Annotated in this window: 20 protein-coding genes; 19 read left to right on the forward strand and 1 reads right to left on the reverse strand. The window is 60.0% G+C overall.

Going from position 1 to position 18518, the window contains the following annotated elements; translation table 11 throughout:
- The first annotated feature begins 62 nt into the window (after window positions 1–62).
- From DW925_RS10360 to DW925_RS04900, 16 genes are all read left to right on the forward strand, one after another.
- Complete coding sequence (locus tag DW925_RS10360; RefSeq protein ID WP_089573106.1) at window positions 63–248, forward strand: type II toxin-antitoxin system HicA family toxin; 186 nt, start codon at window positions 63–65, stop codon at window positions 246–248.
- Entirely contained in the window at window positions 215–706 is a 492-nt protein-coding gene (locus tag DW925_RS04830) for a type II toxin-antitoxin system HicB family antitoxin (protein ID WP_147349513.1), read from the forward strand. The genes DW925_RS10360 and DW925_RS04830 overlap by 34 nt, the downstream gene beginning before the upstream one ends.
- Window positions 707–839: 133 nt before the next feature.
- Complete coding sequence (locus DW925_RS04835) at window positions 840–1583, forward strand: L-threonylcarbamoyladenylate synthase (RefSeq protein WP_089573104.1); 744 nt, start codon at window positions 840–842, stop codon at window positions 1581–1583.
- A gap of 13 nt (window positions 1584–1596) precedes the next feature.
- The gene (gene glpK / locus DW925_RS04840; protein WP_117790503.1) at window positions 1597–3138 is read left to right on the forward strand and encodes a glycerol kinase GlpK; all 1542 of its coding nucleotides are present in this window, start codon (window positions 1597–1599) and stop codon (window positions 3136–3138) included.
- 123 nt (window positions 3139–3261) lie between these two features.
- A complete protein-coding gene (upp, locus tag DW925_RS04845) occupies window positions 3262–3909 on the forward strand; it encodes a uracil phosphoribosyltransferase (RefSeq protein ID WP_035138786.1) in 648 nt (215 codons plus the stop codon).
- 280 nt (window positions 3910–4189) lie between these two features.
- The gene (locus tag DW925_RS04850) at window positions 4190–4501 is read left to right on the forward strand and encodes a hypothetical protein (protein WP_035138788.1); all 312 of its coding nucleotides are present in this window, start codon (window positions 4190–4192) and stop codon (window positions 4499–4501) included.
- 3 nt (window positions 4502–4504) lie between these two features.
- A complete protein-coding gene (gene atpB, locus DW925_RS04855; protein ID WP_117790504.1) occupies window positions 4505–5308 on the forward strand; it encodes a F0F1 ATP synthase subunit A in 804 nt (267 codons plus the stop codon).
- Window positions 5309–5432: 124 nt separating this feature from the next.
- Entirely contained in the window at window positions 5433–5627 is a 195-nt protein-coding gene (locus DW925_RS04860) for an ATP synthase subunit C (RefSeq protein WP_022094262.1), read from the forward strand.
- Window positions 5628–5642: 15 nt separating this feature from the next.
- Entirely contained in the window at window positions 5643–6245 is a 603-nt protein-coding gene (atpF, locus tag DW925_RS04865; RefSeq protein ID WP_006235712.1) for a F0F1 ATP synthase subunit B, read from the forward strand.
- The gene (locus DW925_RS04870; protein WP_006235713.1) at window positions 6235–6711 is read left to right on the forward strand and encodes a FoF1 ATP synthase subunit delta; all 477 of its coding nucleotides are present in this window, start codon (window positions 6235–6237) and stop codon (window positions 6709–6711) included. The genes atpF and DW925_RS04870 overlap by 11 nt, the downstream gene beginning before the upstream one ends.
- Window positions 6711–8309 (forward strand): F0F1 ATP synthase subunit alpha, encoded by a 1599-nt coding sequence (gene atpA, locus DW925_RS04875; protein ID WP_117641017.1) that lies wholly within the window; start codon window positions 6711–6713, stop codon window positions 8307–8309. Before DW925_RS04870 ends, atpA begins: the two co-directional genes overlap by 1 nt.
- 5 nt (window positions 8310–8314) lie before the next feature.
- The gene (atpG, locus tag DW925_RS04880; RefSeq protein WP_117790505.1) at window positions 8315–9223 is read left to right on the forward strand and encodes an ATP synthase F1 subunit gamma; all 909 of its coding nucleotides are present in this window, start codon (window positions 8315–8317) and stop codon (window positions 9221–9223) included.
- Window positions 9223–10677 carry a F0F1 ATP synthase subunit beta gene (gene atpD / locus DW925_RS04885; RefSeq protein WP_055286334.1) on the forward strand — a complete coding sequence of 485 codons (1455 nt, stop codon included), beginning with the start codon at window positions 9223–9225 and terminating at the stop codon, window positions 10675–10677. The genes atpG and atpD overlap by 1 nt, the downstream gene beginning before the upstream one ends.
- 3 nt (window positions 10678–10680) lie before the next feature.
- Window positions 10681–11073 (forward strand): ATP synthase F1 subunit epsilon, encoded by a 393-nt coding sequence (gene atpC, locus DW925_RS04890; protein ID WP_006235718.1) that lies wholly within the window; start codon window positions 10681–10683, stop codon window positions 11071–11073.
- Window positions 11074–11161: 88 nt separating this feature from the next.
- Window positions 11162–12445, forward strand: coding sequence for a UDP-N-acetylglucosamine 1-carboxyvinyltransferase (murA, locus tag DW925_RS04895; RefSeq protein ID WP_035138796.1), 1284 nt, complete (start codon window positions 11162–11164; stop codon window positions 12443–12445).
- A gap of 12 nt (window positions 12446–12457) precedes the next feature.
- Window positions 12458–13687, forward strand: a complete 1230-nt coding sequence (locus DW925_RS04900; RefSeq protein WP_055252480.1) for an LCP family protein — start codon at window positions 12458–12460, stop codon at window positions 13685–13687.
- Window positions 13688–14123: 436 nt separating this feature from the next.
- Here the strand turns inward: DW925_RS04900 and pepT are convergent, their stop codons facing one another.
- The gene (gene pepT / locus DW925_RS04905; RefSeq protein WP_117736597.1) at window positions 14124–15371 is read right to left on the reverse strand and encodes a peptidase T; all 1248 of its coding nucleotides are present in this window, start codon (window positions 15369–15371) and stop codon (window positions 14124–14126) included.
- A gap of 120 nt (window positions 15372–15491) precedes the next feature.
- Between pepT and DW925_RS04910 the strand changes: the two genes are divergently transcribed.
- From DW925_RS04910 to DW925_RS04920, 3 genes are all read left to right on the forward strand, one after another.
- Window positions 15492–15914 carry a metal-dependent transcriptional regulator gene (locus tag DW925_RS04910; protein WP_040359600.1) on the forward strand — a complete coding sequence of 141 codons (423 nt, stop codon included), beginning with the start codon at window positions 15492–15494 and terminating at the stop codon, window positions 15912–15914.
- Window positions 15915–15924: 10 nt separating this feature from the next.
- Window positions 15925–16818 carry a homocysteine S-methyltransferase family protein gene (locus DW925_RS04915; RefSeq protein ID WP_035138801.1) on the forward strand — a complete coding sequence of 298 codons (894 nt, stop codon included), beginning with the start codon at window positions 15925–15927 and terminating at the stop codon, window positions 16816–16818.
- A 158-nt stretch (window positions 16819–16976) separates the two neighbouring features.
- Entirely contained in the window at window positions 16977–18377 is a 1401-nt protein-coding gene (locus DW925_RS04920; protein WP_117758466.1) for a phosphoglucomutase/phosphomannomutase family protein, read from the forward strand.
- Window positions 18378–18518 lie beyond the last annotated feature (141 nt).

The following is an 18518-nucleotide window of genomic DNA, read 5'->3' on the forward strand; positions in this document are numbered from 1 at the left end:
TTAACTGGTTAGCAAAAATTATAAATTAGTTTATAATTAGGACGGCTGAAAGAGGTCGGCCCATGCAACCTCCTACCTTTCGGGAAATCATTGCCCTACTCAAGCACGATGGATTCGTGAAGGTCGCGCAAGTCGGTAGTCATGCTAAGTATGTTTCTGGTGACCGTGTTGTCACCGTGAACGGCTCTGGTGGTGATCGACCAAAGAAGGGCACGTGGGCAAGTATTCGTCGCCAAGCTGGATGGTAGTTGGAGGCAAAATGAGGCAGCTATTTACCTATGACTGCGTTCTCATAAAAGAAGACGACGGTTACTGCGCTAGCTTCCCGCAGATTCCCGGCGCCTTTGCCGATGGCGATACGCGCGAAGAAGCGATTGCCCATGCTACCGAGGCACTGATGGCGTTTTTGGCCGACGACCTCAACAACGGTTTGACTCCGGCAGGGTACGAACGCTCGGCCGAGGTCGTGGCCCTTTCAGTCGAAATCGACCACGAGGACGCTCGGGAAGCGGCGTGCCGAACATTTAAAGACGCAGCGCTGGACCTCAAAGTCTCCGCTCCGCGGATTACCGCGCTGGTCAAAGCCGGAAAGCTCGATGTTGAACTCGTCGACGGCCGTCGGATGATAACGATAGACAGCATCGAGCGCTACGCCGCCCAAGAACGCCACGCCGGCAGGCCAAAGAAGTTCGTAGCCGTCCAATAACCCCTCACTTTCACCGACTACAATAGCCGCTCACCAAACCAACATGCGCTCTGGGCAAATAGGTTGAACGTTTCGTGCGAGAATGCCCCACAGTAAACAAACTTGCACCAGAGCGTAAGGGGCTGGCATACACATGCAGACGGTCTATCGGGTATACGAGGGAACGCGCGAGCCGCATCGGCTTGCCGTCGAGCGCACGGCCGAGGTGCTCGGCCGCGGCGGCCTGGCTTTGATCCCGACCGAGACCGTCTACGGTGTCGCCGTGGCAGTCAACGCCTTCTCGGACGCCGTGCCCCAAGATACAAGCGAATTCCCATCGTGGCCGCGCGATCCGCAGGCTGCCGTCAATGGCGCCGCAGTTCCTGCGCTCGGCACCGGCTATCGCCGTATCTTCACTCTCAAGCAACGTGAACTCACGCAAACCGTCGCTTGGCTGGTCGATGGCGTCGAAGCACTCGACCGCTATGGCGTGGATATCCCGGAAGATGCCCGCATACTCGCGCGACGATGCTGGCCGGGAGCCCTGACTATCGTGGTCAAGGCAGCCCCCTGCGTGCCGACCTTTATGCGCGCTGCCGACGACACGGTGGCACTTCGCGCTTCGGCCTCGCCCGTGGTGCAGGCGCTCATTCGCGCCTGTGGCAGCCCCCTTGCCTGCACCAGCGCCAACACGCATGGCGCGCCCGCGCCGGCAAGTTTTATCACGGTGGAGGGTCGCATCCTGGAGGGGGTCGATGTTGCCGTCGACGCCGGTGAGACCCCGTGTCGCGACGCCTCGACCATCGTGTCGTTTCAGCACGGCGAGCTCCAGATCCTGCGCCAAGGCGCACTTCCCGCATCAGAGATCGAACGGGTCCTGTCCGACCCGATGCAATAGAAAGGTGTAAGCGATGTCGTTGAATCTGGGCAGCCTGGGCATGGAAGATGCCTCGTTTGACTTTGGCGGTTCCTACATCATGGCGCTCGACTGCGGCACCACCTCGGTACTTGCGACCATCGTCGACGAGTACGGATGCATCGTCGCGCAGGCACGTCGCAGCGTCAAAACCAGCTTCCCGCGTCCCGGCTGGGTGGAGCAAGACCCCATGGCGGTCCTTGCTAGCCAGATCGCCGTCATGATGGAAGTCCAGTTTAAGAGCGGTATCCACTCCGACCGCATTGCTGCCATCGGCATCTCCAACCAGCGCGAGACCACGGTGGTCTGGGATCGCGTGAGCGGTCAGCCGATCTATAACGCTATCGTATGGCAGTGCCGCCGTACCGCACCTTTGATCGACGAGCTTGTCGAGCAGGGCGCAGAAGGGCTGGTGCGCTCCCGCACGGGACTCACGCTCGACCCGTATTTCTCGGCCTCCAAGGTGCAGTGGATTCTCGACAACGTCGACGGCGCACGCGAAAGCGCGGCGGCGGGCGACCTCATGTTTGGCACCATCGACACCTGGCTCATCTACAACCTCACCGGCGGCCAGGTCTTTGCCACCGACTACACCAATGCCAGCCGCACGGCACTCTTTAATATCCATACGCTCGATTGGGACGACGACCTGCTGGCACTCTTTGACGTTCCACGTTCCATGATGCCCGAGGTTCGCTGGAGCTCGGGCGACTACGGCCGCGTCGCGAGCGACATCATGACCAACATGCCGCCCATCATGGGCGTGGCGGGTGACCAACAGGCGTCGCTGTTCGGCCACTGCTGTTTCCGTCCCGGCCAGACCAAAAACACCTATGGCACGGGTTGCTTTATGCTCATGAACACCGGCGACGAGATCGTCGAATCCAAGAACGGTCTGGTCTCCACCATCGGTATCGCTGCGAACGGGAAGATCAGCTATGCGCTCGAGGGCTCCATCTTTGCTGCCGGTTCCACCATGAACTGGCTTCGCAACAACATGGGCATCATCTCGAGCGTGAGCGAGTCGGCACAACTCGCCGCTTCGATTAGCGACAACGAGGGCTGCTACTTCGTTCCGGCCTTTGCGGGTTTGGGTGCTCCCTGGTGGGACCCGCATGCTCGCGGTATCGTGTGCGGTCTGACCGGCGCCTCGAGCCGTGCGACCATCGTACGTGCCGCCTGCGAATCCATGGCATATCAGAGCTACGACGTGCTGCGCGCCATGGAGCAGGACGTGGGGCTTTCGATTGAGCGCCTGTCTGTCGATGGCGGTGCCTCGCGCAACGAGTTCATCATGCAATTCCAGGCCGACCTGCTGGATATCCCCGTGCTGCAATGCGAGACGGTGGAGACCACGGCAATCGGTGCCGCGTACTTGGCGGGTCTTGCCGTCGGCTATTGGGAAGACCTGGAAGAGCTGGAGCAAAATGCCCAGATCGTTAGGACCTTCCTTCCCCACATGTCCGCCGAGCGCCGCGAGCAAAACCTTGCGGGCTGGCGTGATGCAGTCAGGCGCTCGCTCAGCACCTCACAGTAGGGCTGCGATGGGCTGCTCGATACAACAAACCGCTAAACTAATGCATGGCGTGCGGCGGCAACATTGCTGCGCGCCTTGTCAGCAAGGCCGTTTTGCGGCCGCAACGAAAGGGGCAATCAACCCATGACCGTCACCTACGATGCGTCCCGTGTGACGCTTGTCGATCACCCGCTCGTCCAGCACAAGCTGTCGATCCTGCGCGACAAAAACACCGGCACCAACCAGTTCCGTCAGCTCGTGCGCGAACTCGCGCTTTTTGACGGCTACGAGGCCATGCGCGACCTGCCTATGGAAGACGTCGAGGTCGAGACCCCTATCACCACCGCAACGTTTAAGCAGCTCGCCGGCAAGAAACTCGCCATCGTGCCCATCCTGCGTGCGGGCCTTGGCATGGTCGACGGCATCCTCGACCTGGTGCCCTCCGCTCGCGTGGGCCACATCGGCATGGAGCGCGACGAGGTCACCCACGAGCCGCACGAGTATTACTGCAAGATGCCCAAGGATATCGACCAGCGCATCTGCCTGGTCGTCGACCCCATGCTCGCCACGGGCGGTTCGGCCGAGATGGCCATCAGCTACCTGCGCGGGCGCGGTGTCAAGGACATCCGCATGCTGTGCATCGTCGCGGCCCCCGAGGGCCTCAAGTCGCTGACCGAGAAGGATCCCGATGTACATATCTATACCTGCGCCATCGACGACCATCTCAACGAGGCTGCCTACATCGTTCCCGGCCTCGGCGACGCCGGCGACCGCATCTACGGCACGCTCTAGTCGCTGGGCTAAACGGCCGCGGCTGCAAATACGAAGAAACGGTGCGCGCGGACGAACAAAAGGCGACCGCGCGCACTTCTGTTAACGGACGTTTTGCCCTGCAGGGTTCGAGAAAAACGTATTACCGTACCTGCGGCATAAAGAAGGTCTTAAGAAAACGAACAGGTGCGTATTAACCGATGCTTTTTCGGTTGTACTTTAGCGATTGGCTCGTACAATAGTCACCAATGTTTGGCGGGAACTGTTCTGTGAAGCGTTAAAAAGGAAAGTGAGGACGCCAGTGTTTCAGATAGCCGATCTGCTCGCTATCGTTGCAGGCGCCATCGCGGGCGCAATTGCCTTCCTTCCCTTTGTCTTTACGCTCAAGCCGGTTCTTGACGATAAACAGAATGCGGACATGCTCAAGGGTATGGTGAGTCTGGCGGTCTCGGCAATCGCCCTTCTCGTCTTTACCTTGGTTGTGTTTGTGTTGTTCGGAGAGGCATTTCGCATGTTCCTCCTGGGCGAGGCGATCGGCTTCGTGGCCTTTATGGCCGCCTGCGCGGTTCGCGTCGCCAAGGCGCTGCGAGATCCTCATGAGGTCGAAAGGTAAGTCGTGGAAATTTTTGAAAAGCTGCCTGATGAGATTAATCATCTGGTCAGCGAGTTCAGCTCCACCCCTGTCGTGGGCGATCTGAGCTGCGGCATCACGCAGTACTCGTTTTGGCTGATCGTCTCCACGATCGTGCTCCTGATCGTCCTGGCCGTGTTCAAGAAGAAGCAGACCCTGGTCCCCAAGGGCTTCTTCGTCAACGGTTTCGAGTACATCATCGAGTACGTCGAGAACGATATCGGCAAGGGCGTCGTGGGTGAGAACTGGAAGAAGCACTTCCCGTTCCTGTGCTCGCTTTTCCTGTTCATCCTGATCAATAACATGATCGGCCTGATTCCGGGAATGAAGCCCGGCACCGGCGCAATCGGCTCCACCGCCGCGCTCGCCATCTTCGCCTTCGTGTATTTCATCTACTACGGATGCAAGGCTCACGGCGTGATCGGCTACGTCAAGAGCCTCGCCCCGCAGGGCGTAAGCTTCCCGATGAACGTGCTTGTGTGGGTCGTCGAGCTTTTCTCGACCTTCCTGCGTCTCATCACGCTTGCCGTCCGTCTGTTCTGCAACATGTTCGCAGGACACGTGGTCATGGGCTCGTTCGCCATCATGGCGAGCATGTTCATGCAGCCGCTGCTTCAGCAGGTTTCCGCGGCGCACGCCGTCGGCGCCCTGCCTTCGCTGGCCTGGCTTGCCATCCTCATCCTGATCTATGCGATCGAGCTTGTGGTCGGCGCCATCCAGGCTTACGTCTTCACGGTCCTTACCGCCGTGTATGTCTCCGAGGCAGAGGAGGTCGCAGAGGAGGAGTAGCCTTCCGTTCGCGCCTTAAAGGTAAGGCAATTCGTTAAACCGCCGGTGCCCGTACCCATGGAGCCCGGCAGTTATAAAAAGGTTATCCTGCGTGAAATAAGACACGCACGACAAAGGAGGAATCGTGGGAGTTATCGGTTACGGTCTCGGTGTTATCGGCGCTGGTCTTGCTATCGGCCTGTCTGCTCTGGGTGCTACGGGTGCTATGGCCCGTCAGCCTGAGGTCCAGGGCCGCGTGTTCACCGTCTTCATCATGGGCTCCGCCTTCGGCGAGGCTCTGGCTCTGATCGGCTTCGTTGTCGCGCTGATCGTTAAATAGCACGGAGCGTCAAGTATGAATCTTTCATCCCAGAAGAGCGCGATCGCACTCTCCGCGTCCGCGGCCGCGCTGCTCATGCCGGTTTCCGCGTTCGCCGAGGACGGCGCTGCCGGTGCGGACATCCTCATCCCTAAGATGGCGGAGTTCATCCCGGCGCTTATCGCCTTCCTGATTATCTGGATCGTGCTGGCCAAGGTCGCCCTGCCGGGCATCATGAAAACCATGGAGGAGCGCGGCAAGAAGATCGAGGAGAGCCTCGACGAGGCCGAGAAGACCAAGCAGGAGGCTATCGCCAAGCGCGCTGAGTCCGACTCGATCGTCACCGACGCCCGTCGTCAGGCTGCCGACATCGTTCTCGAGGCCCGTAAGGACGCCGAGTCCGAGCGCGCCCGTATCATCGAGGCTGCTCACAAGGAGGCCGAGGAGATCATCGCCAAGGCCCATACGACCGTCGAGGACGAGCGCAAGTCCATTTACGCCGGTGCCGCGAGCTCCATCGCCGACCTGTCCGTTGCCGTCGCCACCAAGATCGTGGGCGAGGCACTCGAGGACGATGCCGAGCAGAAGAAGCTCATCGAGCGCTACATCCAGGAAGCAGGTAGCCTGAATGCCGACTAGCCGCTATCAGGACAAGGTGCTCGAGACCTACGCGCGCTCCCTTCTGGAAGCCGCTAAGGCCGAGAACCATGTGTTCGAGGACCTCGAGATGATCGAGCGCTTGGCTTCTGCCAGCCCCGAGATCATCGCCGTGCTCGACACCATGTCCAAGCGCGACCAGCTCGACCTTCTTCCCAAGGTGGCAGCTGCCTTTAAGTATGTTGCCGAGGAAGACGAGGATGTAGTGGGCGTGACCGTCACCACGGCGATCCCGCTCGACGACGAGCTGCGTCAAACCATCACTAAGAAATGCGAGCAGGACTTCGGTCGCAAGGTATTCCTTATCGAGCAGGTTGACCCGTCTATCGTGGGCGGCCTGGTGCTCGAGGCCCGCGGCGAGCGTCGTGACATTTCCGTCAAGACGCAGCTGCGCATCGCGCAGGAGACCCTCGCAAACTCTGCTAATTCGTACGGAGGTGAAGCCTAATGTCCGAAACCCTCAATGCCCAGGATATCGCCAAGAAACTGCAGGAGCAGCTCACGAGCCTCTCCGCGACGGTCGATACGCATGAGGTTTCAACGGTCGACGAGGTAGGCGACGGCATCGCGCGCGTCTCCGGCCTCAAGAGCGCCATGGCAGGCGAGCTTCTGGAGTTCAAGAGCTCCGATACCGGTGAGACCGTCTTCGGCCTTGCCCAGAACCTTGACCGTGACGAGGTCGGCGCCGTTCTGTTCGGTGCCGTCGACTCCATCAAGGAAGGCGACGAGTGCCGCACCACTGGCCGCATTATGGATATCCCCGTGAGCCGTGCCATGCTCGGCCGCGTCGTCAATCCGCTCGGCCAGCCCATCGACGGCCTGGGCGACATCGTCGCCACGCACCGTCGCCCCATCGAGTTCAAGGCTCCCGGCGTCATCGATCGTACCCCGGTGTGCGAGCCGGTTCAGACCGGTCTGCTCGCTATCGACTCCATGGTGCCTATTGGCCGCGGTCAGCGCGAGCTCATCATCGGCGACCGTAAGACCGGCAAGACCGCCATCGCCATCGACGCTATCCTCAACCAGCGCGGCAAGGGCATGGTCTGCATCTATGTCGCCATCGGCCAGAAGGCCTCCACGGTTGCCAACATCCGCGAGACCCTCGCTCAGCACGGTGCGCTCGACTACACCATCATCGTTTCGGCCACCGCTGCCGATTCCGCCCCTATGCAGTACATCGCGCCTATGGCCGGTGCCGCTATCGGCGAGTTCTTCATGTACAACGGCGAGGACGGCAAGCCCGCCAGCGAGACCAACCCCGGCGGCCACGTGCTCGTCATCTACGACGACCTGTCCAAGCAGGCTGTGGCCTACCGTCAGATGTCGCTGACGCTGCATCGTCCGCCCGGACGCGAGGCCTATCCTGGCGACATCTTCTACCTGCACTCTCGTCTGCTCGAGCGTGCCGTCAAGATGTCCAAGAAGAACGGTTACGGCTCCATGACGGCACTGCCGATCATCGAGACCCAGGACGGCGACGTCTCGGCCTACATTCCGACCAACGTCATTTCCATTACCGATGGTCAGATCTACCTGCAGTCCGAGCTCTTCTTCCAGGGTCAGCGCCCGGCAGTCGACGTGGGCATCTCCGTGTCCCGCGTCGGTGGCGATGCGCAGACCAAGGCCATGAAGCAGGTCGCCGGCAACCTCCGTCTGGACCTCGCTTCCTATCAGGAGCTCGCTGGCTTTACGCAGTTCGGCTCCGACCTCGACGAGGCCACGCAAAAGCAGCTTACCCACGGTGCTCGCATGACTGAGCTCCTCAAGCAGCCGCGTTACAAGCCGTTTGAGGTTGGCGAGCAGATCGTTACGCTGTTCGCTGGCAACGAGGGCTTCCTGGATGACCTGGAGATCGCCGACGTGCTGCCCTTCCGTGCCGAGCTCATCGAGTACATGGACAATGGCTTTGGCTTGCTGCTCGACAAGGTTCGCGCCAAGAAGATCGATGATGACACCAAGGCTGAGCTCTTGCGTGTCATCGGCGACTTCAAGCAGCAGTTCATGGCCAAGCACCATTCGGATGTTTCTGGATCAGAGGAGAACTAAGCCCCATGGCCAACCTTCGCGACATTAAGAAGCGAATCTCCTCGGTTACCACGACCAAGCAGATCACGCGCACGATGGAGATGGTCTCTACGGCCAAGATCCGTCGTGCCCTCGATCGCTCCAAGCAGGCCGAGCCCTATAAGGAGGCGCTGACCGACGTCATGTTGACGGTCGCCGGCGACGCCTCCTGTTCGGGCACCGATCCCATGCTGCAGAAGCATGAGAGCGTCAAGCATGGCCTGATTGTCGTTATTGCCTCGGACCGCGGCCTTGCCGGCGGTTTCAATACGACGGTGGAGCGCACGGCCGAAAAGCTCGCCGCTTCTTGTGCGAACGACGGCATCGAGTGCGAGATCATCGCGTGCGGGCGTAAGCCGGCCACGTATTTCCGTGACCGCGCAAACGTCGTCATGCACTTTGAGGGCAACTCCTCTGAGCCCGATTTCAATCAGGCCCGCATGATCTCCTCTCATATCTGCGATGCGTATCGTGCCGGTGAGCTTGACCGTGTCGAGCTTGTCTACCACCACGCAAAGAACCGCGTGGATCAGGAGCTTCGCGTTGAGCATCTGTTGCCGCTCGACCCCGAGATGATCGCTATGGCCCACGGTCCGCGTAAGAACGAGACCGACGCCCCTAAGCGCATCTCGTCCACGTTCGAGTTCGTGCCCTCTCCCGAGCATGTTCTCGGCAAGCTTGTGCCGTCTTATATCCTGACGGTCATCTACCAGGCCCTGATCGATTCGGCGGCTGCCGAGCAGGGTGCACGCCGCAAGGCCATGCACTCCGCGACGGAAAACGCCACCGCGATCATCTCGACCCTTACCCGCACGTATAGTCGCGTGCGCCAGGCTTCGATCACGACCGAGATTAACGAGATCGTCGGCGGAGCCTCAGCATTGGAGGAACAGTAATGGCTAATAACACCGTAAAGCTTGCGGTCGAGGAAGCCACCAAGAAGACGACCGCCGGTGATGGTCGCATCGTGCGAATCATCGGCCCTGTCGTCGACGTCAAGTTTGACGGCGCGGTGCCCCCGATCTACAACGCGCTCACGGTCGAGGCCGAGACCCCGATCGGTCATCTGAGCACGATCCTCGAGGTCGAGAGCCAGCTTCCGGGCGGCGTCGTCCGCACGGTCGCCATGTCCTCGACCGACGGCCTGCAGCGCGGCCTCATCGCCACCGATACCGGTGAGCCCATGAAGATGCCCGTTGGCCCCAAGACGCTCGGCCGTATTTGGAACGTCATGGGCAAGCCCGTCGACGGCAAGCCCATGCCCGAGGTGGAGGAGTTCTACCCCATCCATCATGCAGCGCCCCGTTTCGACGAGCTCACCACCAAGACCGAGATTTTCGAGACCGGCATCAAGGCCGTCGACCTGCTCGAGCCCTACATCCGTGGCGGCAAGACGGGCCTGTTCGGCGGCGCCGGCGTCGGCAAGACCGTTCTGATTCAGGAGCTCATCAACAACCTCGCCCAGGAGCACGGCGGCACCTCGGTGTTCACCGGCGTCGGCGAGCGTACCCGCGAGGGCACCGACCTTTATCTCGAGATGAGCGAGTCTGGCGTTATCGACAAGACCTGCTTGGTCTATGGTCAGATGAACGAGCCGCCCGGAGCGCGTCTGCGCATCGGTCTGGCCGGCCTTACCACCGCTGAGTACTTCCGCGATCGTGGCCAGGACGTTCTGCTGTTCATCGACAACATCTTCCGCTTCTCCCAGGCAGGTTCCGAGGTTTCCGCATTGCTGGGCCGTATGCCGTCCGCCGTTGGTTACCAGCCCACGCTGGCAACCGAGATGGGCGACCTCCAGGAGCGCATTACCTCGACCAAGACGGGCTCCATTACCTCCGTCCAGGCTGTCTACGTCCCCGCAGACGACCTGACCGACCCGGCGCCTGCCACGACGTTTACGCACCTCGACGCTACCACGGTTCTTTCGCGTAGCATTTCGTCGCTCGGCCTGTTCCCGGCTATCGACCCGCTCGCATCTTCCTCCGACGCTCTCGATCCCTCGATCGTTGGCGAGGAGCACTACCGTGTCGCCGTCAAGGTCCAGGAGCTCCTGCAGGAGTACTCCGACCTTCAGGACATCATCGCCATTCTGGGTATGGACGAGCTGTCCGAGGAGCAGCGCCTTACGGTCAACCGTGCCCGTAAGATTCAGCAGTTCCTCTCGCAGTCCTTCCACGTCGCCGAGAAGTTCACCGGCAACCCCGGTGTCTACGTCCGAGTCGAGGATACCGTCCGCTCTTTCGCCGAGATTGTCGACGGCAAGGCCGATGACCTGCCCGAGCAGGCTTTCCGCTATGCTTCCACGATTGAGGACGTGCGCGAGCGCGCCCGCAAGATGGGGGAGAAGTAGGTTATGCGTATCCGCATCGTGTGCCCCGTGAGCTGCGCCTATGAGGGCGACGCTGCGTTTGTGTCGATTCCGTCCACGGATGGCGAGTTTGGCGTCCTGCCTGCTCACTCCAGCGAGATCTGCACGATCGACCGCGGTTACGTTCGCGTTTCCGATAAGGCCATGGGCACTGTCGACCACACGTTTGCCGTGGCCGGCGGCTATGCCCAGGTTGCGGACGATGTCGTGACCGTTCTCGCCGAGCGCGCTTGCGATTTGGCGACCGTCGATGCCGACAAGCTTAAAGCTGATATTCAAGGTTTTGAAGAGAAGCTGGGTAATTTGTCGGAGGATGATGCACGCCGCGCCTACCTCTATAATGAAATCGCATGGTGTAAGCTCAAGCTTGCCCAATAGTCAAACGATTTAGCGTTCGACCATTTGCGAACACATCATGCCCGGGATGGCCCAGCCACCCCGGGCATGCTTTTTGAAAGGGTAGACCTTGGATATTATCCGCGTTGAGGGTGGCCACGCCATCGGAGGCTCCGTGCCCGTCTCGGGCGCCAAGAACTCCGCGCTCAAACTCATGGCGGCAACGCTTCTGGCGCCGGGCAAGACGACGCTGCAGAACGTGCCCGATATTTCCGATGTTCACGTGATGGGCAAGGTGCTCAAGGGCATGGGCGCTACGATCGATGTTCTCGACGAGCACACGCTCGAGATTGATACCTCTCAGGTCGATTCATGGGAGGCCCCCTACGAGCTCGTTGCCAAGATGCGCGCTTCCACCGCCGTCATGGGACCCCTGCTGGGCCGCTTCCATCGCGCCAAAATTGCCATGCCGGGCGGCTGCAACCTGGGTGCTCGCAAGATCGATATGCACATTCTTGGTCTTGAGGCCCTGGGCGTTGAGTTCGATACCGCCCACGGTTACATCAACGCTAATGCGCCCCAAGGTCTGCGCGGTACCACCGTCACGCTCGAGTTCGCCAGCGTCGGTGCGACCGAGAACCTCATCATGGCCTCTGTGCGCGCACAGGGCACCACGGTTATCGACAATGCCGCCCGCGAGCCCGAGATCGTCGATCTCGCTAACATGCTCAACGAGATGGGCGCCAAGATTGTTGGCGCTGGTACGCCCGTCGTGACTATCGAAGGCGTGGAAGAGCTCCATCCCGTTACCCATCGCGTGGTGGGCGACCGCATCGAGGCCGGTACCTTTATCGTTGCCGGTGCGTTGATGGCCGACGATCGCGGTGTCGATGTCACGGGCTTTTGCCCCATTCACTTGGGCATGGTGCTCAAGAAGATGGAGCTTATGGGTATCGACTGCGAGCGCGTCGAGGATGGCGTCCATGTGAACCGTGCCGAGCGTATCAAGCCGGTCGACATCCAGACGCTTCCGTTCCCCGGTTTCCCGACCGACATGCAGGCGCAGATTATGGTGCTCTCCGCCCTTGCCGACGGCAGTTCTGTTATTACCGAAAACATCTTCGAGAATCGCTTTATGTTTGCCTCTGAGCTGGTGCGTATGGGTGCCGACATTCGTATCGAGAGCCATCATGCCATGATTCATGGCGTCAAGGGCTTCTCGGGTGCACAGGTTACCTCGCCCGATCTGCGCGGCGGAGCGGCCCTCGTCGTAGCGGGCTTGATCGCCGACGGGACGACCGAGGTTTCGGCTATCCATCACATCAAGCGCGGCTACGAGCAGTTTGTCGAAAAGCTGCAGGCGCTTGGCGCGCATGTCGAGCATGCTACCGTCCCCGATCCCGTCATCTACTAATACAGGTTGCCTATGTTTAATAAAAAGCCCCTCGCGGATACCACCACCCGAAGACCCTCAACTGGTGCGCAGGCCAAGATCTACAGTCGCGATAACGTGGCTCGCTATTCCGAGCGCGCTCGCCAACGTCGTCGTAGCCACACGATTCGTCACGTCGCGCTCATTGTCGTGCTTGGCGTGCTGCTGAGTGCCACTACCGCTGCCGGCCTGTGGTTTGCCACCATTATGGGCAAGCTCGGCGATTCTAATGTCATTACTGACAATCTGCGTCGGGTTCTGGTTGACACCGATGAGGCAAAGGATCCGTTCTACGTGCTGCTTCTTGGCACCGACGGCCGTCCGGGCGAGGATACGTATCGTGCCGACTCGATTATCCTGGCACGCATCGACCCCACGCAAAAGCAGGCGACGCTCATTTCCGTTCCGCGCGACACCAAGGTCGAGTACAAGGGCGAGACCATGAAGATCAACGCCTGCCATACCGTTGGCGGCGCCGAGGCCATGGTCGAGGCGGTCAACGAGCTGTGCGGTGTTCAGATTTCCCACTATGCCGAGGTCAGCTTCGACGGAATGCAGGCGCTGATTGATTCGGTTGGCGGTATCGACATTAACGCAACCGATGATGTTGACGACCCCGAGCACCTGGATATTAAGATTACCGCTGGCCAGCAGCATATGGACGGTGCCACCGCCCTTACCTATGCCCGCTGCCGCTACACCTATGCCGACGGCGATTACACACGCATGCGCCACCAGCGTCAGGTGCTTGGCGCCCTTGCCAACCAGATTCTCAATAACTTCGATGCCACGAAGATCTTTGGCCTGGTTAATTCGCTGTCCGATATGCTCGTAACCGATATGAGCGTTCAGGATATCGTGGCTACGGTCAACGCCATGCGCGGTATGGATGTCGACGGTATCTACTCGGCCAACCTGCCCTCGTACGCCGACGACAGCACCATGATCGACGGTGTGAGCTACGTCTTTGTCTACGAGGACGAGCTCAAGGAAATGATGGAGCGCGTCGATGCCGGCAAGGATCCCAAGGGTCCCAACACCATGGGTCTTTCCGACGGTTCCAGCTCTACGATCGGTGACCTCAGCAACAACACGTCTGACGACTACGCAAACGGTACCGCAACCTCATCGGTCAGCTCTGACGATTCCGACGATTCGAGCGACAGTTCCGATTACTACGAAGAGCCCACCGGCGACGGCAACGGCTACGAGGCCAATTATTAGGGTTACGCGGGCTTACCAGCCCGCGTAACCAGTTGACGCTGCAAACCCGCCAGAGCGGCAATCTGCCTTTCAACTTCGGCGGCATGATCAAAAGATCAATGCCGCCTCGTTTCAAGGCACCTTGCTCGCTCTGGCGGGTTTTCGCTGTCGTTGCCAAAACATCGGCGTTGCCTTGGTCCGGACTAGTCGTTGGGTAGTCATTGGGGACGTTTTTAAACGACTAGTCAAACAAGAACCTCCCCAATGACTACCCACAAAGCGAGAGTGGATGTCGTCATTTTGCGGCACTTGGGGACGTTCCTTTTGTGCCGGCAGTTTGGGACACTCCTTGCGTTAAGAGGCTGGCGTGCGTCAACCTGTTCTCATTGCAGCAAAAAATCGCCCCGTTCTCGGTTGAGGACGGGGCGATTCGTCTTTTGGACTTGTGCAGCCAGGCTTATGCAAAGCGGGCGACGAGCTCCTGGAGCACGTCGGTCATCTTGACGAGCGAACTGACCGGGACGAACTCGTTGACGCCGTGGTAGCAATAGCCGCCGGTGGAAAGGTTGGGGCAGGGCAGACCGCGGAACGACAGCTGAGCGCCGTCGGTGCCGCCACGAATCGGCAGCACTTGGGGCTCAACGCCGCAGGCAAGGTAGGCTTCCTTGGCAACATCAATAAGCTCGGGATAGTCACGAACGATCTCGGCCATATTTCGATACTGCTGCTTAATCTCGACTGTCACGCGCTCCTCACTCAGACGCTGGTTGAGCATCGAGGCGGCGGCATCAATAAGGTCGAGTTTCTGCTGGAACTTGGCGGCATCGTGATCACGGACGATATAGCGCGCCGTGGCATGGTCGACCGTTGCCGAGACGCCCTCAAGGTGACAGAAGCCCTCGTAGCCCTCGGTGTATTCCGGACGCTGCTCGTAGGGGAGCAACGCGTTGAAGTCGCAGAACAGATTGCCTGCGTTGACCATACGGCCCTTGGCGTCGCCCGGGTGGATGGACTGGCCCTCAAAGCAGACGGTCGCCTCGGCGGCGTTAAAGCACTCCCACTCCAGCTCGCCGATGGGGCCGCCGTCGACCGTGTAGGCGTACTTGCAGCCAAAGGTATCGATATCCAGCAGCTCGGCTCCGTGGCCGATCTCCTCGTCAGGGCAGAAGCAAATGCCGAGTGCGGGATGGGGCAGAGAAGGGTCCTGAGCGATACGCGCGACAAGCGACATGATCTCGGCGACGCCTGCCTTGTCGTCCGCGCCCAGCAGCGTGGTGCCATCGCTGCAGACCAGGTCCTCACCCGCGAGGTCGTTCAGGGCGGGAAGCTTGGCGGTGCTCATGGCAACGGGCTTACCGTCAACCGTGCCGCAGACCAGGTCGCCGCCCTCGTAGTGTACGATGTGCGGCTTCACGCCGGCGCCCGGTGCAACTTCGGTGGTGTCGAGATGGGCGATCAGGCCCAGGGCGGGCTTGTCCTCAGCGCCCGCACTTGCGGGGATATGCGCGCAGACATAGGCATGCTCGGTCACGTGGGCATCTTCCGCACCAAGCTCGCGCAGCTCTTCAGCTAGCACGTTGGCAAGATCAAACTGAACGGCGCTCGAGGGTACCTGGTCGCAGTTTGCATCCTCGGACTGCGTGTTGATCTGGACGTAGCGCAAAAAGCGCTCGAGGACATCGGGGTTTGTGGTGGTGTTTTCCATAAAGATCGCTCCAATCTTGGTCGTCGTGTGCAACAAGAACTCTAGCACGGTATGCCACGGCATACCGCGACGCTTGGATGGGGTAGAATCAGCCATTGAATGCAGAAGGGACGGAAGATCATGGATACGACAAATAGCTCGCGCGAACTACATCTGACGGTGGCGAACGAAGACTACTTGGAGTGCATGGTTCGCATTGAAAGCGAAGAGGGGGAAACCAACGGCGTGCGATCGGTCGACATCGCGCAGCGCCTTGGCGTCTCCAAGGCATCGGTCAATAAAGCGGTTTCGGCGCTCAAGGCATCCGAGCTTGTCGAGCAATCGCACTATGGCAAGGTAATCCTGACCGATCGCGGCCGCGAGGTTGGCACGGCTATCTGGTACCGTCATCGCCTCATCCGCACGTTTTTGGTTCAGGAGCTCGGTGTCGAATTTGAGCGAGCCGATTCCGAGGCCTGCATGATGGAGCATGCGCTATCCGAGGACACGATGAGCCGCTGGCTCGCCTATCTCGAAAAGCAGGGAATCAGCGTCGAGGAATAGCGGGATATATATGGATACGAGTTATTACAACCGCTTTGGTGCCGAGGAACTTACGCGCCGCTTGTCGAGCGAGACCTTGTTGGCGCAGGGCCCCATGGGCAGTGTTCTGTTGAGTGAGTACGATGCCGCCGACATTCCACCGGCGTTTTGGAATCTGGCGGAGCCGCAGACCGTTTCTCGTATCCATCGCTTGTATGTCGCCGCCGGCGCGCAGGTGCTCATTACCAACACCTTTCAGGCATCAAGCTATGCCCTCAAGCACGACCAGATTGCGCCGTCCGTGGCGGAGGTCAATCGCGGGGCCGTCGACGATGCTCGCCAGGCGCACCCTCAGCTGCTGCTGGGCTCGATGGGCCCGATCGGTATTGAGTGGTTTGCCGAGGACTCTGCCGAGTATCGTGAAATCCGCGGCATTGCGCGCGAACAGGCGCACGCCTTGCTCAATGCCGGCGTTGACGGTCTGCTGATCGAGACGGTGACGTCTATCCGTAATCTGCAGCCTATGCTTGCCGGCGCCCGAGATGCCGCCGACGGCATGCCTGTCCTGGTGAGTTTTGTCGTTGACGATAAAGGCGACCTGTTGGGCGATGGCCTCAACATCGAGGCAGCCGTTTTGTACGCCGAAAAACACGGCGCAAACTCGGTTGGTGTTAATTGCTGTTCGCTTGCGGCCGCGAACGCGGCGGTGCCCAGGATGGTTGCATCGGCGACTACTCCCGTCACGGTGCGTCCCAACGTGGGCGATCCGGTCCAGACTCAGGATGGCCCCGTATGGCACGAGAACCCAGAAGCTTTCGCGCGCGCATGCATCGAATGGAGACATGCCGGTGCCGCAATGGTGGGCAGTTGCTGTGGAACCACGGCAATCACTACGGCAGCGATGGCCGAGGCGCTCGATATATAAAGGTCGAAACCGCTCCATACGGGGCGGTTTTTTTATTGCTTGCACATCGGCGGTAGCATTTGCCCAAATGGTGAATGCCGGTTTTGGCAGGTTGCTGGGCGAGCGTTGCGGGTATACCCCATGCGTACCATGATCCAAACACTGTGAGGTGTCTGCGCGTGTGCGCGATAATTCATTTTGGAACTGACGGTTGGCGCGCCCGCGTCGACGACGACTTTACCGTCGACAACGTTGCCCGCATTGCCGATGCCGTCGGCGAGTTGTGGCAAAAGATCAATCCAGGCAAAACAGTATATATAGGGTTCGACACCCGGCCGCAGGCGCGCGAGTTTGCTGAGCTTGCGGCAGGCGTGCTTGCCGCTCACGGATTGGACGCAGTGCTCGCATCTCGGCCTGTTCCGACCCCCGCCCTTACGTGGGCGGCGGCGTATGACGGCGAGGCCTGCGGTGCGCTCATGGTGACGGGATCCCATCATCCGCAGGGGTATCTGTGCCTTAAGCTGCGCATGGGAGATGGCTCGACGGCCAATCAGGATGTCATCGAAGAGCTCGAAGAGACTATGGCCCCCGAGCCGATGGGGATCGAGGAACGCTATCGCACCGCGGATATTATTCCTGACTATATGCAGGCGGTGGCATCGTTTGTCGATGCCGAGGCCATTCGAGCCGCTCACCTGCGTGTGGTAGTTGACCCCATGGGCGGCGCGGCCCAGGGATATCTTGCCGACCTGCTGCGGGAGCTAGGCGTCGAGGTGCACGAGATTCATGCCGGACAGTCGTCCGATCAAGAGGACATTTGCCCCGACCCTGTTGAGCCGTGGGTGGACGCTTGCGAGCGTGCGGTTGTCGAGGACGGGGCGTGCGCAGGCCTGGTGACCGACGGCGATGCCGACCGTATCGGTGCGGTCGACGAACGCGGTAGATATATTCATCCGCATCAAATCATGGCGCTTGTTTTGGGCGACCTCGTTCAATTCCGCAATTTGGAGGGGCGTGTCGTCGTCAATCTCTCGTGCTCGACGCTCGTGCGTCGCATTGCCGAGGCGCTTGGCTGTCGTGTGACCGTTAAGCCGGTCGGTTTCAAATATATAGCTGCAGAGATGAAGAAGGGCGGCGTCCTCATGGGAGGCGAGGAGGCCGGCGGTATCGGCATCGCCGCGCATATGCCTGAGCGTGATGGAATCCTTGCTTGTCTGATTCTGTGTGAGCTTATGGCAAAGACGGGCGCGCCTTTGGGCGTTTTGGTCGATCAGCTCGAGGCCAGTTTTGGTAAGACGAGCTATGGGCGTCGCGATTTGCGCCTTGAGGCCGAAGACGCCGAATCGCTGCGAACGCTGCTTCCTGGCATGAATCCTAAATCGATTTGCGGCAAGGCGCCGCAGGCTGTAAGCCATATGGATGGTTTACGTTTGGCATTCGAGGATGACACCTGGCTGCTGATCCGCCCCAGCGGGACCGAACCGGTGGTTCGCGTATACGCCGAGGGGTTCTCGGTGGAGGAGCGCGATGAGTTGCTCGATGCCGGCTGTGCCTTGGCTAAGGGAGCCTATCAGCTTTAGCCATATGACGCTTCACTATAAAGAGGCCCTCGGTGAGCGGTAGAGAACGGCTGGCAAACGTAAGCAGGGTTTTAATATGTGTAGGAAATGTGTGCTCCCAGATTCCCGCCCCCGGCGCCCCTCCGGTCTGGCAATATATCT

The sequence above is a fragment of the Collinsella sp. AM43-1 genome, assembly GCF_003467925.1.
Classification (GTDB): Bacteria; Actinomycetota; Coriobacteriia; order Coriobacteriales; family Coriobacteriaceae; genus Collinsella.